At 60.6% G+C, this 16,287-nt stretch carries 18 protein-coding genes and 1 pseudogene; 4 read left to right on the top strand and 15 right to left on the bottom strand.

The window, feature by feature from the left end; all coding sequences use genetic code 11:
- Nucleotides 1-21: 21 nt before the first annotated feature.
- Nucleotides 22-906 (top strand): mechanosensitive ion channel domain-containing protein, encoded by an 885-nt coding sequence (locus tag CO671_RS13475; protein WP_097606508.1) that lies wholly within the window; start codon nt 22-24, stop codon nt 904-906.
- 26 nt (nt 907-932) lie between these two features.
- Here the strand turns inward: CO671_RS13475 and CO671_RS13470 are convergent, their stop codons facing one another.
- Complete coding sequence (locus tag CO671_RS13470) at nt 933-1,448, bottom strand: superoxide dismutase family protein (RefSeq protein ID WP_010030227.1); 516 nt, start codon at nt 1,446-1,448, stop codon at nt 933-935.
- Nucleotides 1,449-1,571: 123 nt separating this feature from the next.
- Nucleotides 1,572-1,913: a hypothetical protein gene (locus CO671_RS13465; protein ID WP_010030226.1), complete on the bottom strand. Its 342-nt coding sequence runs from the start codon at nt 1,911-1,913 to the stop codon at nt 1,572-1,574.
- Nucleotides 1,914-2,491: 578 nt separating this feature from the next.
- On the opposite strand from CO671_RS13465, the gene CO671_RS13460 reads away from it, so the two are divergent.
- Nucleotides 2,492-3,136: an HD domain-containing protein gene (locus CO671_RS13460; protein ID WP_097606363.1), complete on the top strand. Its 645-nt coding sequence runs from the start codon at nt 2,492-2,494 to the stop codon at nt 3,134-3,136.
- Nucleotides 3,137-3,145: 9 nt separating this feature from the next.
- Entirely contained in the window at nt 3,146-4,003 is an 858-nt protein-coding gene (locus CO671_RS13455) for an MOSC domain-containing protein (protein ID WP_097606362.1), read from the top strand.
- A gap of 171 nt (nt 4,004-4,174) precedes the next feature.
- On the opposite strand, the gene CO671_RS13450 is transcribed toward CO671_RS13455, so the two are convergent.
- From CO671_RS13450 to rpoZ, 12 genes and pseudogenes are all read right to left on the bottom strand, one after another.
- The gene (locus CO671_RS13450) at nt 4,175-5,170 is read right to left on the bottom strand and encodes an aldo/keto reductase (protein WP_097606361.1); all 996 of its coding nucleotides are present in this window, start codon (nt 5,168-5,170) and stop codon (nt 4,175-4,177) included.
- 101 nt (nt 5,171-5,271) lie between these two features.
- A complete protein-coding gene (recO, locus tag CO671_RS13445; protein WP_097606360.1) occupies nt 5,272-6,042 on the bottom strand; it encodes a DNA repair protein RecO in 771 nt (256 codons plus the stop codon).
- Between the two features lie 120 nt (nt 6,043-6,162).
- A pseudogene (locus CO671_RS13440) lies at nt 6,163-6,647 on the bottom strand (hypothetical protein).
- A 243-nt stretch (nt 6,648-6,890) separates the two neighbouring features.
- Entirely contained in the window at nt 6,891-7,643 is a 753-nt protein-coding gene (locus tag CO671_RS13435; protein ID WP_097606358.1) for a Crp/Fnr family transcriptional regulator, read from the bottom strand.
- Nucleotides 7,644-7,794: 151 nt separating this feature from the next.
- On the bottom strand, nt 7,795-8,736 hold the full coding sequence (gene era / locus CO671_RS13430) for a GTPase Era (RefSeq protein ID WP_097606357.1): 942 nt from the start codon (nt 8,734-8,736) through the stop codon (nt 7,795-7,797).
- Between the two features lie 7 nt (nt 8,737-8,743).
- Nucleotides 8,744-9,463: a ribonuclease III gene (gene rnc, locus CO671_RS13425; RefSeq protein WP_064706760.1), complete on the bottom strand. Its 720-nt coding sequence runs from the start codon at nt 9,461-9,463 to the stop codon at nt 8,744-8,746.
- A complete protein-coding gene (gene lepB, locus CO671_RS13420; protein WP_097606356.1) occupies nt 9,460-10,203 on the bottom strand; it encodes a signal peptidase I in 744 nt (247 codons plus the stop codon). The genes rnc and lepB overlap by 4 nt, the downstream gene beginning before the upstream one ends.
- 339 nt (nt 10,204-10,542) lie before the next feature.
- A complete protein-coding gene (acpS, locus tag CO671_RS13415; protein WP_010028627.1) occupies nt 10,543-10,947 on the bottom strand; it encodes a holo-ACP synthase in 405 nt (134 codons plus the stop codon).
- A gap of 38 nt (nt 10,948-10,985) precedes the next feature.
- Nucleotides 10,986-11,576 carry a DUF2062 domain-containing protein gene (locus tag CO671_RS13410; RefSeq protein WP_097606355.1) on the bottom strand — a complete coding sequence of 197 codons (591 nt, stop codon included), beginning with the start codon at nt 11,574-11,576 and terminating at the stop codon, nt 10,986-10,988.
- Nucleotides 11,577-11,731: 155 nt separating this feature from the next.
- On the bottom strand, nt 11,732-11,881 hold the full coding sequence (locus CO671_RS13405; protein ID WP_004675049.1) for a DUF3563 family protein: 150 nt from the start codon (nt 11,879-11,881) through the stop codon (nt 11,732-11,734).
- A 198-nt stretch (nt 11,882-12,079) separates the two neighbouring features.
- Nucleotides 12,080-14,314 (bottom strand): bifunctional (p)ppGpp synthetase/guanosine-3',5'-bis(diphosphate) 3'-pyrophosphohydrolase, encoded by a 2,235-nt coding sequence (locus CO671_RS13400; RefSeq protein ID WP_097606354.1) that lies wholly within the window; start codon nt 14,312-14,314, stop codon nt 12,080-12,082.
- 142 nt (nt 14,315-14,456) lie between these two features.
- Entirely contained in the window at nt 14,457-14,861 is a 405-nt protein-coding gene (gene rpoZ / locus CO671_RS13395) for a DNA-directed RNA polymerase subunit omega (protein ID WP_003574261.1), read from the bottom strand.
- Between the two features lie 298 nt (nt 14,862-15,159).
- Here rpoZ and CO671_RS13390 point away from each other — a divergent pair, with 298 nt between their 5' ends.
- Nucleotides 15,160-15,741 carry an NYN domain-containing protein gene (locus CO671_RS13390; protein ID WP_003546927.1) on the top strand — a complete coding sequence of 194 codons (582 nt, stop codon included), beginning with the start codon at nt 15,160-15,162 and terminating at the stop codon, nt 15,739-15,741.
- Between the two features lie 39 nt (nt 15,742-15,780).
- Here CO671_RS13390 and smpB read toward each other — a convergent pair whose 3' ends face one another.
- On the bottom strand, nt 15,781-16,260 hold the full coding sequence (smpB, locus tag CO671_RS13385; RefSeq protein WP_085736719.1) for an SsrA-binding protein SmpB: 480 nt from the start codon (nt 16,258-16,260) through the stop codon (nt 15,781-15,783).
- Between the last annotated feature and the right edge of the window lie 27 nt (nt 16,261-16,287).

Genomic DNA, 16,287 nt, shown 5'->3' with positions numbered 1-16,287 from the left:
CACAATCCGCAGGGCCAAATCATGGAACAACAAGCAGCCGACGTCCTTCTTGCCACCCGCACGGCGCTCAGCCAGGCAAGCGCGCTCGCAGTCCAGTATTCCTTCTCCATCCTCGGAGCGGTGATCCTGCTCGTCGTCGGCTGGACGCTGGCCGGCTTCGTCAGCCGCTGGGCCTATGAAGGCCTGTCGCGCATCCATGGCATCGACGAGACATTGGCGCGCTTCTTCACCAATGTCATCCGCTATGCACTGCTGATCCTGGTGTTCATCACAGTGCTCGGCCAATTCGGCGTCCAGACCGCCTCGATCATCGCCGCCCTCGGCGCAGCCGGCCTGGCGATCGGGCTGGCGCTGCAAGGGACGCTGCAGAATATTGCGGCCGGCATCATGCTGCTGATCCTCAGACCGTTCCGCGTCGGCGAATATATCGAGACCAGCAGCGTGGCCGGCACGGTGCGCGAGATCGGGCTGTTTGCGACAGAACTCAGAACCGGCGACGGGCTCTATCGGCTGGCGCCGAATTCGACGCTGTGGAACACGCCGATCACCAACTTCAGCCGCGAACCCACGCGGCAGAACGACCTCAAGGTCAGCATTTCTCGTGAGGATGATCTTGATTTGGCGATGGAGACGTTGATGGGCATTGCCAAGGGCAATCCCAGGGTGCTGCCGTCACCGGCACCCAGCGTTTTCATCGACAGCCTCGGTGACAGCACAATATCGGTAACGCTGCGCTACTGGGCAAAGACCGCTGACTGGTGGCAGGTCAGCCGTGACATGGTGAAGCGGGTAAAACTTGCCTTCGACGAAAAGGACGATCCGGCCGCTTTGCGGGACGATTCAAATTCCGCGCCGGGAAAGAGGTCCAACGGCACCGCGACGGCCGAAAAGCCGACGCGGCAGTGAAACATTGCTGCGCGGGCGGCGTCGGCCTATTGAACGACGCCGCAGGCAAGTCTCTCCCCGGCATCACCGGAGGGCTGGCTGCGATAATCGTCCGAATTGGCGTGCACCATCAATGCGCGGCCGCGGATGCCATCCTTCTTGCCGTCAAGCGTCACCATGGCGTCGAATATCTGGGCTCTCAACACGCCGTCCTGTCCGACATACTGATTGGGCATATCGCCGGGATGAGGTCCCTTGGCCGCCAGAATCCCGTGCTCGGCCGAGTCCGGGTTGAAATGGCCGCCTGCCGATTCGTGATGGGTGGCCGCATCGCAGCGGCCGGTCTCGTGAACATGAAAGGCCACCCATTTATTCGCCGGCAGTCCCGATATCTCCACTTCGATCAGCACGCCGCCATTGGCGGCGGCGGTCAGCTGGGCGCGGCCGGTTTCCTTGCCGTCCTTGCCGACGAAATTGGCGACCGCCGTCTGCTTGTCCTGAGCACCTGCCGGCAGGGCAATCGCAAGCAGGCTCAGGGCGGCGATGATGCGCATGGCTTTCATGGAGATCTCCTTCCCTCCGGTTGTCCTTCTGAACGTGTCAGCCCGGAAGGTGTTCCTCTGCGGACCATCCAACGAAAAAGCCGGCCAACGGCCGGCTTGCAGATCACCTGAATTCAGCCGCCGTCAGGCGACGGCGTCAAAATCGAACTGGCCGTAGGTGTTGCGGTAAAGATCGTCGGATTGATCGCCGGTCGTCGGCGCAGTCTGCTGCAATGGATAGGGAACGGCAATGCTGCTCGTCGTGGCGGTGTCGCGCGTGTCCATCATCAGCGCAATCAGGCTGCCGGAAAATTTCGGCTGCGTGTCGCTGGCCGTGTCGTCTTCCAGCAGTTGCTTGATGATACCGGGCTTCTCGTCGGCGGCACGTTCGCCGCGGCTGAGCACGCCGTCACCATTGGAATCGAGCCGCGAAAGTGTCGCAAGATATGCATATGAAGTATCTGAAACGGATGTGGTGCGGGTCATACAAACCTCCATTCACCGCCTTTTGCCGGTGGTGTTTGTACGCAATACGAGAGCTGAAAATTACGAGTGACTCGGTGGTTAAACTGATTTGCGCAGTGCGTCAATAAGTTGTTAACTTCTCATTAATAAAGATTGACGGGCATTAACGGATGACTGCCAGATCGGCTCTTTGTCGCCAGCATCACCGATATTTCAGCGGTTTTTAATGTAAAAACACGGGGTTCGGACCGCGCGTGCGCCTGCTGCACTGCAACCGAATATCAATCCGGCGAAGGCGTCGAGACGGCCGCCCAGCTGGCGCTGCAATGCGAGGAATGCGACGAGATCCAGGGCTATCACATCAGTCCGCCGCGCCCCGCTCGCGACGTGCCGCACCTTCTCTCCATGCCGCCGGGAAGCGACGGTGCGACAGACTTCTCCTGAGGTCAGCGCCGAACTCCTCGTGATTGCGACTCGCACGGCAAGCCGCTACAAAACCGGCTCCGTGTTCTGCAGCTCTTCGTAGCCGCGCCGCCTCCCGGGAGCCTCGCTTTCGGCCGGTGCGCTATGGACGATTTTCTCCAATAACAGGTGGCGCAATGTTCAAGGCCGAAGCCTTCTCCCCTCATGAGACGCTCGCAGCGTCGCTGATTGCGCATGCGGCCGAAGGCGACGACGGTTCACACGATCTCGCCCATATCCTGCGCGTCTTCAGAAACGCCATGCGCATCCATGCGGGCGAAGGCGGAGACGGACGCATCCTCGCCGCTGCCGTGCTGCTGCACGACTGCGTCGCGGTCGAAAAGAATTCCCCCTTGCGGGCCAAAGCATCGGCGTTGGCGGCGGAAAAAGCCTCAGTGATCCTGGCCGAACTCGGCTGGAGCGCGGCGGATATCGGCGCCGTGGCGCATGCCGTCACCGCTCACAGTTTCTCCGCCGGGGTGACGCCGCGGACGATCGAGGCGAAGATCCTGCAGGATGCCGACCGACTGGACGCAATCGGCATGGTTGGCGTCGCGCGCTGCTTCTATATCGGCGGACGAATGGGATCCAGGCTCTATGATCCGTTCGACCCGGCGGCAACGAACCGTCCTCTCGACGACAAGCGTTATGCCATTGACCATTTCCAGACGAAGCTGTTCAAACTGGCGGAAGGGTTCCAGACCGAGACCGGCCGCCGGCTGGCAGCTGCGCGTGACCAAAGTCTGCGTGATTTTCTCTCGGCATTCATGGACGAAATTTAGGAGAACGGCATGCGTGTCAGCGACCTCTTCATCTACCCGCTCAAGAGCGCTCGCGCCATTGCGCTGCCCGCCGCCGATATTGACGCCTATGGGCTTCCCGGCGACCGGCGGGCGATGATCACCGACCCGCAGGGCCACTTCATCACCCAGCGCGAACTGCCGGATCTCGCGCGTATCGAAATACGGCCGGAGGCAGGCGCCTTCCGGCTGCTGATGCAGGGCAAGCCCGAGATATCGGTGCCGCCGCCCCGGCCTGATATCCGCATGGATGTGAGCGTGTGGAAATCGACCGTCAGCGCCGCCGTCGCCGATGCAGAGAGCAATCGCCAGCTGTCCGAATGGCTCGGCCGCGAGGTGCGGCTGGTATTTTTCGACGGACAGGCACAACGGACGGCGAATGCCGAATGGGCCGGCGAAGGCACGCCGGTGAGCTTTACCGACGGCTACCAGATCCTGGTGACGACGACCGGCTCGCTGCAGGCACTGAACGCCGATCTCGCCGCCCATGGCGAAGGCAGCGTCGGCATGGAGCGTTTCCGACCGAATATCGTCATCGACACCGACGAGGCCTGGCCGGAGGATCGTTGGGCGGCGATCGAGATCGCCGGCATCCGCTTCGATCTCGTCAAACCCTGCTCGCGCTGCATCATGACGACGCAGGACCAGCTGACCGGGTCACGCGAGGTGGCAAACCCGATGCCGGCCATGGGCCGCATCCGCATGTCGGCCGACCGGCGCGTGCCCGGCCCGCTGTTCGGCTGGAACGTGACGCCGCGCGGCAGCGGCAGGATCACGATCGGCGATGCGGTGAAGATCATCGCGGAGAGGCCGGAGGGCTTGGCCTTGAAGGTTCGTGCCCGAAGGTAGGTCACATGCGCATTCCTGTGCTCGTCACAGGAATCCAGTGCGCCCAAGTCCTTGGGCGCGTAAGTCTTTTTTTCAAATTTGCATTGGGTCAGTCACCGCGCAGACGCGCGGTGGCAGGATTCCTGTGACAGGCACAGGAATGAGGGAGCCTTGGGGCAGATTCACCGCCTCTCATGCATGCCCGAGTGCAGCATCGATCTCCGCCATGACACCGGTCGGCAACGGTCCCTTTTCCAGCGCGCCGGCATTTTCCTCCACCTGGGCAACGGTGCGGAAACCCGGAATGGGGAAGGTGCGCGGCGACCTTGCCCAGAGCCAGGCGAGCGCACCCTGCGTCAGCGTGCGGCCGCCTGATTTGAGAAGGTCGCGGACGGCATCGAGCCTTGCGGCAAATTCCGGGGCCATGCGCCCGTCCTTGAAGTAAACCATCCATTCGAGCGCTGCGCCGCGGACATCCTTGGCGCCGACCGCCTTGTCGGCGGTGAACTTGCCGGTCAACAGTCCCATGGCCAGCGGACCGCGATTGATCGAGATCAGGCCCTTCTGCTCGGCCACGGCGATCATCTCCGGCACCGGCTCGAAGACGTTCATCGTATGCTGGATCGAGACAAAGCCCTTGCGCCCGGCATGGCGGGCGGCGCGATCGGGATGATCGGTGCTCCAGCCGAAGGCATCGATCTTGCCTTCGGCACGCAGCGCCTCCAGCGTATCGAAGACGGCATCCGATTGCTCCAGCGGAAAATCATTGAGGTGGAATTGCAAGAGATCGAGGCGGTCGCGCTTGAGACGGCGCAGCGATGTCTCGACGGAGCGGCGGATGAAAACCTCATCGGCAAAGGCGCCGATTGCCTGCTTCGTTTCCGGATCGGTGGTAAAGCCGAATTTGGTGGCGACGATGATATCGTCACGATTGCCGATTGCCCGGCCGAGCACCTCCTCCGAATGGCCGGCGCCGTAATTCGAGGCGGTGTCGAAGAAGCGGATGCCGAGGGCGATGGCGCGATGAATTGCTTCCACCGATTCGTCGTCATCGACCTCACCCCAGCCAAGCGGCGTGTCGCCGGCGAAGAATGGGCCGCCGATCGCCCAGCATCCCATGCCGAGGCGCGGAATTTCGCGGCCGTTCCAGAGCGTGATCGTCGTCGGTGATGCGGTCTTGGTCAGCATGAGTTACCTCCGTGGTTGGCAGCCCTTCAAGACATAGGAAGAGCTCCCAGGCGGGTAAACCGCCAAATCCGGAGGATGTTTTGCAGCAGTAAAAAACGAGGTCAGGCGGAGACGTCGTTTGGACCGGAAAGCGTCCGCAAGGCTGGATTGAGCGCCTTGAGTGCGGCCTGGACGAAACCGTCACGCGCGGCCGCAGCCTCCATGCCGCGCGGCTCGTAGACATGGCGATGCAGGAAGAAACCCGTCAGACGGAATGCGGCTGCCAGGCTGTCGAAGTCCGCCGCCTGATTGCCTTCGGCGCCGAGGAAGGGCGGCAGGAGCAGCATCTTGTCCGCCCAGGGCGCACCGGCGCTGCGGCTGACGGCGCGGCCGGATTTCGGCGAGACATAGGCGAGATCGGAACGGTCGCCGGTTGCCGCGCATTCGGCAAGATCGAGACCGAAGCCGAGATCGTTGAGCACCGCCAGCTCGAAACGCACGAAGAGTTCGCCGGCATCGGCCGGATTGTGCAGATGATCGAGGATGACCTCCAGCGCGTCGAAAAGGTGCGGATGCGGGTCGCGCTCCGGCAGCAGCCGCAGCAGCGCGCCCATTGCCTGGACGCCGTAGACGGCGGTCGCCGTTTCCATGAGGCGCGCGGCGCGTAGCGTCACCGGTTCGACGCGGAATTCGCCGAGATGTTCGTCAAGCCGGGCACGCCAGATAACCTCCACCGCATTGCCCGGCTGCAGCACCGGCTGCATGGCGCGAGAGCGGCCGGAACGCACCAGGCCGAGATGGCGGCCGCGATCACGCGTCATCACCTCGGCGATGACGCTCGTCTCACCGTGGCGCTTGACGCCCAGAATGATCGCGTGGTCCTGCCACTGCATCGAAAGAAGTCCCTGCGGCTGACGATTCCATCCTACCGCATAATTCCCGCCATCGAAATCGAATTAGGGAATTATGCAGTAATTCAAAGTGTTACAGCGTGCTTTCGGCGTCCGGCCGAGTCAAGCCGCGGCCGGAAGAAGCCTCTGCAGGAATTCGCACATCGCCTTCTCGTCGAAAGGCTTCACCAGAAGCGGTATATGCTGCAGGTCGGGCGGGAAATCGCGTATATCGGAATAGCCGCTGACGAAGCCGAAGGGGATGCCGACATCGAGAAGATGGCGGGCAAATCCGAAGCTCATGCCCTCACCGAGGTTGACGTCGAGAAGGGCGAAATCATAGCTTTCCGCAGCAATCGCCGCCCTCGCCTGTTCGAGGCTGCCGACGATATCGATGCCGTCGACGCCGGCCAGGCGCAGAATATCCTCCGCCTCCATGGCGATGATCAGACTGTCCTCAAGAACCAGAACACGGTTTGCGCTCATGATTCCATGCCCTCGTCGAGCGCCTGTCGCAGCGCCCCGGCCGTTTCGCCAACATCATTGCCCTCCGGTGCCCCGCATGGCACGCTATCGGTGAATTCCGCCACCACTTCTGAATAAACCATTTTTCTGTCCGGCCAATAAGAATCAAATCGGAGGAAAGACGAGGGCCGACCTTATTTCGCCAGATGCTAATGCGCATTTAAAAAAGACATAGACAGGCCGGCTGTGCGTTTCCGCACGCCCATGCCGCATCTGTCGGATAGCCGTGGAGCGCACCGCAACCTTCCGCTCACACCTCGCGCTTCAGGTCTTTTTTCGCGTAGGTCCTTATCGCAAGATCGCGGCCCAGTTTTGCGCGCCATGCTTCAGATGAAGGGGCGCTTGCCCTCTCCAAGCCCATCCCAGCCGGCGATCGCCATCAGTTCCTCACCGTTCAGCACCTCGCAGCCGCGCTCCTGCCAGCGGATCAATCCCCGTCCGCTGAGCTTCTTCAAAGTCTTGTTGGTGTGAACGATGGAAAGACCGAGTGTGTCGGCGATGTGCTGCTGGGTGATGGGGATGAACTTGCGGCCGTTGAAAAGATCGAGCTTCCTGCCGCGCTCAAACAGGAACGCGAGCAGATAGGCCGCTCTTTCCAGTGCTGTGCGGCGGCCGATGCTGAGGAGATGTTCATCCAATATCCGCTCCTCGCGCGCGGCGATCCAGGTGATGTCGAAGGCGAGCGAGGGGTGCTTGTTATAAAGCGTCATCAGCCTGTCGCGCTCGAAGACGCAGAGGGAAACCGGTGAAAGCGCTTCGATGGAATGCTGCATCTCGCCGGCAATCGTTCCCTGCAGGCCGATCAGGTCGCCCGGCATGATGTAATTCAGGATCTGGCGGCGGCCGTCTTCCAGCATCTTGTAGCGGAAGCCCCAACCGGAAAGCACGGTGAAAAGATGGGCGCTGTGTGCGCCCTCGACGAGGATGGTGGAACCGGCATCGACGGCGAGCTCGCCGCGCTTGAAGCGGGAGACGAATTCCAGCTCGTCGCGGCTGAACTCCCTGAAATGCGGCAGGGGCCGCAAGGGACATTGCTCGCAAGGGGTCTTGAAGGAATGGATGGGTCTCGACGTTGCCATGCCTGCTCCCGCGGTCTTAACAAACCGGCGGCCCCTCATCGACGCACCGTCGAGCGGGAATGCGCAAAGCCATGGATTCGTTCCGCAACGAAGCGGGTTTTTTCCAAGGAAACAAGGGACTGGCGTCTGCCCGATGAAATCCTTGCCACCGCTATTTCGGAAAATCGAGACCCATCTCACGGAACCGCTCGGGATCGTCGCCCCAATTTTCGCGGACCTTGACGAACAGGAAGAGGTGAACCTGCTGTTCGAGAATCTCCGACAATTCTTTGCGGGACGCCGTCGAGATCGCCTTGATGGTTTCCCCACCCTTGCCGAGCGCGATCTTCTTCTGGCTGTCGCGCTCGACATAGATGACCTGTTCGATGCGCACCGAGCCGTCCTTGCGCTCTTCCCACTTCTCCGTTTCGACATGCGAGGAATAGGGAAGCTCCTGGTGGAGCCGCAGAAACAGCTTCTCGCGGGTGATCTCGGCGGCGAGCTGACGCATCGGCAGATCGGAGATCTGGTCTTCCGGATAGTACCACGGCCCTTCAGGAAGGGTCGCTGCCAGATAGTCCATGACGTCGTCGCAGCCGGAGCCGTTTTCGGCCGAGATCATGAAGGTGCGTTCGAAAGCGATCTTCTCGTTGGCGCTCGCCGCCAGCGCGAGCAGATCCTCGCGGTTGACGCGGTCGATCTTGTTGAGCACCAGAATCTTCGGCTGCTGGACCTCCTTGAGCCCTTCGAGGATGGCTTCTGCATCGCCGCGCAGGCCGCGCTCGCTGTCGATCAGCAGCATGATCAGATCGGCATCCTTGGCGCCGCCCCAGGCCGAGGTCACCATGGCGCGGTCGAGCCGGCGGCGCGGCTTGAAAATGCCCGGCGTATCCATGAAGACGATCTGGGCATTGTCGTGAATGGCAATGCCGCGCACGATCGCGCGGGTCGTCTGCACCTTGTGGCTGACGATCGAGACCTTGGCGCCGACGAGGCGATTGACCAGCGTCGACTTGCCGGCATTGGTCGGGCCAATCAGCGCGACGAAGCCCGAATGCGTCGGGCCATGAGTTTCTGCAGCAGCTTCAGCCGCGATATCTTCTTCTTGTGTCATTGTCCCGTCAGTTTCCGGCAGGCGATTGCTGCCAAATGCCTTCGCGCTCGAGCATCTTGGTCGCCGCCACCTGTTCGGCGGCACGCTTCGACCGCTCTACGCCGGTTTCCGGCTTTATGCCAGCAACTTCCACCGTCACCTTGAAGCGTGGATCATGATCCGGTCCGCTGCGTTCATCAACCCGATAGATCGGCGTGACGCCGAATTTCGCATGCGACCATTCCTGCAGCTCGGTCTTGGCGTCGCGCTTGGCGCCATCGGCCCTGACCGCCCTGCCCTGCCAGTAGCGCAGGATGAAGCGGCGCGCGACCTCGAGGCCGCCGTCGAGATAGATCGCGGCGATCAGGCTTTCGACGACATCGGCGCGCACGTTCATCATGCGCTTGCCGGTCAGCTTCTTCACATCGGCGCCGGTGCGGATATAGAGGTGAAGGTTGAGTTCGTCGGCGACCGCAGCGCAGGTTTCGGCGCTGACGAGCTGGTTGAGACGAACCGAGAGCTCGCCTTCCCCCGCCGTGCCGAAGGTGCGGAACAGGAGCTCGGCGATGCAGAGTCCGAGGACCCTGTCGCCGAGAAACTCCAGCCGCTCGTAATTGCCGCCCTTTTCCGTCCGGGCGCTGGCATGGGTCAGCGCGCGATCCAGGCGTGCCTTTTCGGCGAAGTCATGACCGATCAGGCTTTCAAGCTTTGCGCGGTCCGCCGCAGAAAGCGTCTGCGCCTTGCTCATTCAACAACCTTGAAAAGGCGGTCCCAGCGCATATTGGTCGGCCACTTCCAGATTTCGCGGAAAGACGTGTCGTTGCCGAGCGAGAAGAAGATGACGCTGGCGCGGCCGACGAGATTTTCAGCCGGCACAAAGCCGACATCGAAGCGGCTGTCGAGGGAATTGTCGCGGTTGTCGCCCATCATGAAATAATGGCCTTCCGGCACGATGAATTCACGGGTGTTGTCGCCGCGCGAGACCGGAGACTGGTCGAGCGTGTCGTAGGTCTTGCCATTGTCCAGCGTTTCGCGGAAGACCGGTACGTCCTCACCCGGATCGAGCTTGTAATCCGAGGTGAAGCTGCCGTCTGCAACCTTCGGAACCGGCTTGCCGTTGACGTAGAGCACGCCGTCGGTGACCTGGATGCGGTCGCCGGGCAGACCGATGCAGCGCTTGATGTAATCGATATCGGGATTGGGCGGGAAGCGGAAAACGACGATGTCGCCACGCTTCGGATCGGAACCCAACAGGCGACCGCTGAAGATATTGGGAGAGAAGGGCAGCGAATATTTCGAATAGCCGTAAGCGAACTTATTGACGAAGATGTAGTCGCCGACGAGCAGCGTCGGCATCATCGAGCCGGACGGGATGGTAAAGGGCTGGAACAGCACGGTTCGGATCACCATCGCCAAAATCAGCGCCTGAATGATGACCTTGATATTTTCCCAGAGGGCGTTCGGCTTGGTTTGGACTTTTTCGGACACGCAGTCTTATTCCTTCAAGACGCCGCAGAGGCGCAATTCTTTCTGTCGTTCTCTTACTGCATAATTCCCTAAACCAATATCGATTTAGGGAATTATGCAGCAATTCAAAGTGCTACGGCGTCCTCTGCGCACCTGAAGAGACGCGCGGCGCTGTAGGGCATGATGCCGAAAAGTGTCAGCAGCTTTCGGACAACATCATGCTCCAATTCTTTAATCCAGAACAGGATTCAGGCCGACCGGCTTCAGATCATCCTGTTCTAGCGGCTTCGGCCGGTTGCGGCAATGGCGACAACATCAAAAGCGACGAGAGGTCGCGATCAACGCTCCCCGAGGTCACGATCACAGGCTCTCAGGCAACGCCTCGATGATAACAAAGGCCTGCGCCAAGGGATAATCATCGGTTATTGTCAAATGAATGGCGGCCCTGTGGCCGGCGGGCAGCATCGATTCGAGGATTGCGGCGGCACCGCCTGACAGAACCATGGTCGGCTTGCCGCTCGGCAGGTTGACGACGCCCATGTCCTTCCAGAAGACACCCTGGGCGAGGCCCGTGCCGAGCGCCTTGGAACAGGCTTCCTTGGCGGCGAAACGCTTGGCATAGGATTCGGCACGGTTTGCCCGGCGGTCGGAACGGGCCCGTTCGATCTCGGTGAAACAGCGATGGGTGAAGCGCTCACCGAAGCGCTCGATCGATTTTTCGACACGGCGAATGTCGATCAAATCGCTGCCAATGCCGATGATCATGCCGGACCCTTCCGTCGCTTAAGCATTCTGCACGGGTTTCATACGCTCGGCATGTCGCTAACCGGCCCCGCCAGACGCAGGCGCGCCCGCTCCATCAGGCGCGTGCGGCGGCGCGTCTGAAACCCCTTCACGGTGTAGAACGTCAACGCATAGAGCGCAACGGAGGTCACGGCGGCCGGCGGAATGGCGCCGATCAGCATCGGCTCCAGCACCGGCTTCCATAATTCGGTGAAGTTCAGCTTGTGAAAGAGGGCGGCGAGATCCACCGCCTGACCGGCCAGATGATCCTCGCGGCTGAGCAGCAGATGGCCGATCTCCCAGGTGATGCCCCAGATGAAGGGATAGGTCAGCGGATTGCCGAAGGCAGCGCAGCCGAGGGCGGCCGCCACCATATTGCCGGAGAGGAAATAGGTGATGACGAAAGCCATGACGAAATGCACGCCGATGAAAGGCGTCCACGAGACGAAGACGCCCGCGGCGACGCCGGCCGCAACCGCATGCGGCGAAGCGCTCAGGCGCAGAATGCGCATTGTCAGATAACGGATCGGGCGAAGGAAACCTTTTCGGGGCCACAGAAGCTCCCGCATCTTTTCCTTGAAACCCGCAGGCTTGCGACGGCGAAACAACATGGCGGCTATTTAGTGCAGCGCACAGCACCGTGACAAGAGCGGCAAATGATACCACCCGCAAAACAGCCGCTCAATTTTCTCTGCGGAGCAGCGGCCTCATGCCGAGGGGCGTTCGTAACGCAACGTCCCCCACTCATCCAAGTATAAATCCGCTATTAGCGGCTGCGGAACAGACCGCGGTCGACCTGACGCTGACGAAACTCGAGATCGATACGATCGAACGAGCCGTTCAGATAGGCCATTTCACGTTCCTGCGTGGTCGGAGCGCGAAGAGCGCGAGCGATTTTCCTGATAGGATCAAACATTTCCTTGTCTCATCTTCTGTTTACGTTTTCGACGATCAGAAGATAGTCCCGGCAAAGGTTAATTACCACCACCCGCAACATGGGGACAGCCATGCACTGAACGCATACATTGCCACTTCCATGCGCCATCTTGATCTTGAAACGGTCATAAAATGTGCAAATTCTCGGGTTGGCTGCCGTGACAGGCTTAACAAAAGCCTATTCGTAGAGCCGCCGGACCGTGGCGATGCAGTCGAGCTCCTTCATCTGGGCGAGCAGCTGATTGAGCTGACGCAGATCCCACACCTCGACCTCGAGCATCATTTCGGTGAAATCGGCTGCCACCCGTACGGTGTTCAGCAGGCGGATATTGACGTCAAGACTTGCAACCGTCTGGGCCACCTTGGCGAGCGTGCCGGGCTCGTTCAATCCATTCACCATGATGCGCGCCATGAAACGCGACTTGTTGGCTTCGTCGAGGTCCCAGCGGACGTCGATCCAACGGTCGGGCTGATCATCGAAGCGCTGCAGGCTCGGCGACTGGATCGGATAGATGGTGATACCCTTGCTCTGATCCATGATGCCGACGATGCGGTCGCCGGGCACGGCGCCGGTCGAGGCGAACTTGACGTCGACATTACCAGACAGGCCGCGGATCGGGCCGATATCGACATCGGCGTCGAGTTCGGAATGGCCGCCCTCGGCCCCCGCCTTGGTCTTGCCGGGGATCTTGAAGATCATGCCGGCCGCGCTGCGGACATTGAACCAGCCGTCGTCGCCGGAAGGCTTGACGGTTACGCGCTCGTCCTGGTGGTCGGGATAGACGGCGCGCAGCACGTCGAGCGAGGACATCTCGCCGCGGCCGACGGCGGCGATCGCATCCTCGACGTCCTTCTGGCCGAGACGGTGCAACGCCGGCTTCATCGCCTCGCGCGAGAAGATCTTGCCGGCCCGATTGAAAGTGCGCTCGAGGATGCGGTGGCCGAGGCCGGCATATTGCTTGCGGATGGCCATGCGGGTGGCGCGGCGAATGGCGGCGCGCGCCTTGCCGGTGACGACGATCTCCTCCCAGGCGGCCGGCGGAACCTGCACGCCGGAACGGATGATCTCGACTTCGTCGCCATTGGCCAACCGCGTCACCAGCGGCATGATGCGGCCGTTGATCTTGGCGCCGACCGTGGTGTCGCCGATATTGGTGTGAACGGCGTAGGCAAAGTCGATCGGCGTGGCGCCGCGCGGCAGGGCAATCAGCTTGCCCTTCGGCGTGAAGCAGAAGACCTGGTCCTGGAAAAGCTCAAGCTTGGTGTGTTCGAGGAATTCTTCCGGGCTGTCGCCCTCGGCGAGCGCCTCGATCGTGTGGCGCAGCCAGGAATAGGCATTGGATTCGCGCGAAAGGATGTCGCCATCGGCATTGGTGGCGCCGTCCTTGTAGAGCGTGTGGGCAGCGATGCCGAATTCGGCGATCTCGTGCATGCGCTTGGTGCGGATCTGCAGTTCGATGCGCTGGCTTGAGGGGCCGACGATGGTGGTGTGCAGCGAACGGTAATCGTTCTGCTTCGGCGTCGAGATATAGTCCTTGAAGCGGCCGGGCACGACGCGCCAGCGCGTGTGGACGATGCCGAGCGCCCGATAGCAGGAGGGGATGTCCTCGACGATCAGGCGGAAGCCGTAGACGTCGGAAAGCTGCTCGAAGGACAGCGACTTCGACTGCATCTTGCGAAAGACCGAATAGGGCTTCTTCTGCCGCCCCTTGACATAGGCGCTGGTCAGGCCGCTGGCGACCAGCAGGTCGCGCAACTCGGCCTCGATCTTCTTGACGATGCCCTCGTTGCGCTTGGAGAGCTCTTCCAGCCTTTTCGTGACGGTCTCATAGGCTTCGGGGTTCATGTGCCGGAAGGAGAGCTCCTCCAGTTCCTCGCGCATGTCCTGCATGCCCATGCGGCCGGCGAGCGGCGCATAGATTTCCATCGTCTCCTCGGAAATGCGGGCGCGCTTGTCGGCCGACATGTGATCGAGGGTGCGCATATTGTGCAGGCGGTCGGCGAGCTTGACGAGCAGCACGCGCACATCGTCTGAAATGGCGAGCAGCAGCTTGCGCAGGTTTTCGGCCTGTTTGGCCTTCTTGGTGACGAGATCGAGCTTCTTGATCTTGGTCAGGCCCTCGACCAGACGGCCGATATCCTCGCCGAAGAGTTCGTCGATCTCGGCGCGCGTCGCCGTCGTATCCTCGATCGTGTCGTGCAGAAGGGCAACCGCGATCGTCGATTCGTCGAGATGCATGTCGGTGAGGATGGCGGCGACCTCGAGCGGATGGGAAATATAGGGATCGCCGCTCGCGCGCTTTTGCTGGCCATGCTTCTGCATGGCGTAGACATAGGCTTTGTTCAGCAGTGCTTCATTGGCATCGGGCTTGTATTGCTGAACCCGCTCCACGAGCTCGTACTGCCGCATCATTCCAAAGCCACTCCGGTAAAAATAAAAGCGCGCCAATCAACGATTGGCGCACACATGGGCAATAATATGCCTAAGCAATAAAGGCGCAAGATTGACGATTGGTAATCGTCGCTCTTTTCCGGATCAGAACCGGCCGGCGCGCCTAATAATCGTCGCTCTTTTCCGGCGGCACCAGGCCCTCGATGCCGGCAAGCAGCTCTTCTTCCGACATCTGGTCGAAGGTGATCGTCTCCGGCAGGTCGTCCTGCTCCTCGCTGTCGGCTGCGGCAACACCGCCGGCGGCGATCATGCTGGCCGGATCGGGCTCGGGCTCGTCGACTTCGACATGCTTCTGCAGCGAATGGATCAGATCTTCCTTGAGGTCATCGGGCGACAGCGTCTCGTCGGCGATTTCGCGCAGGGCGACGACAGGGTTCTTGTCATTGTCGCGGTCGATGGTGATCGAGGCACCCTGGGAAATCAGCCGGGCGCGGTGGCTGGCGAGCAGAACCAGCTCGAAGCGGTTCTCTACCTTGTCAATGCAATCTTCAACTGTGACACGGGCCATTGCCTGTCCTTTACGGTCGTCATTTCGGGATTAACACGCCCGATACAATTAAAACCGGGCAAATACAAGTTTTTCGTTCCGGCTCCCTCGTCTTTATCCGTGGCTGAGCTAAATTTCCATGGAGAATGTCACAATTCCACCGAAGGTTGCTTGGAATATGACGAATCGTGCCCTAAATCTCTCTTATATGAACACTTAGTAAAGTAAGGATCAAATCAAAAATCACAATAAGCCATTGTATTTATTGAAATTTGATGCCCTGCGAATTTCGATTTCTCTCATTAGGAATTGGTAAGCGATGTTTGACCCACGCGAAAAAATTGCACTCTTTATTGACGGCGCCAACCTCTACGCTGCATCCAAGAGCCTCGGTTTCGACATAGATTACCGCAAGCTATTGAAAGCGTTCCAGAAACGCGGCTACCTCCTGCGCGCCTACTACTATACGGCCTTGATCGAAGATCAGGAATATTCGTCGATCCGTCCCCTGATCGACTGGCTCGATTACAACGGCTACAAGGTCGTCACCAAACCCGCCAAGGAGTTTACCGACTCCATGGGCCGGCGGAAGATCAAGGGCAACATGGACATCGAGCTTGCGATCGACGCCATGGAACAATCCGAAACCGTCGACCATCTCGTCATCTTCTCCGGCGACGGCGACTTCACCAACCTGGTCGAGGCGCTGCAGCGCAGAGGCCGCAAGGTCTCGGTGATCTCGACGATGGCGACCCAGCCGCCGATGATCGCCGACGACCTGCGCCGGCAGGCCGATCATTTCATCGACCTCTTGTCTCTGAAGGCTGAGATCGGTCGCGATCCGTCGGAGCGGGCGCCGCGTCCGGCCGAAGTCGCCCCGGCCAGCGATTTCGAGGACTGATCGAAAGCGCCGCGAGCCGATCGGCTGCGGCTTGATGGCTCAGCCATTATCCTTCAACAAGCGGCTCTTCTGGCGGTTCCAATCGCGCTCCTTCTCGGATTCGCGCTTATCGTGCAGCTTCTTGCCCTTGGCGAGCGCCAGTTCCATCTTCGCCCGTCCCCGATCGTTGAAATAGATCTTCAGCGGGATCAGCGTCATGCCTTCGCGGTTAACGGCTGAGCGCAGGCGATGGATTTCGCGGCCCGACAGCAGAAGCTTGCGGCGCCGGCGCGGTTCGTGGTTGAAGCGGTTCGCCTGCAGATATTCCGGCAGGTAGGAATTGATCAGCCAGATCTCGCCGTCCTCGTCCGATGCGTAGGATTCGGCGATATTGGCCTTGCCTTCGCGCAGCGACTTGACCTCCGTGCCCATCAGCACGAGGCCGGCCTCGTAAGTATCGATGATCTCGTAGTTGAAGCGGGCCTTGCGGTTTTCCGCCACGACCTTGTTCACCACGCGCTGGCTGCCTTTGGGGGCCATGACGATATTTCCTTCGAGGCGCGCGAA

The organism is Rhizobium sp. M10 (assembly GCF_002531955.1).
In the GTDB taxonomy this organism is placed as follows: domain Bacteria; phylum Pseudomonadota; class Alphaproteobacteria; order Rhizobiales; family Rhizobiaceae; genus Rhizobium; species Rhizobium etli_C.
Note: the sequence above shows the minus strand (reverse complement) of the source record. Positions and strands in the feature narration are given on the sequence as shown.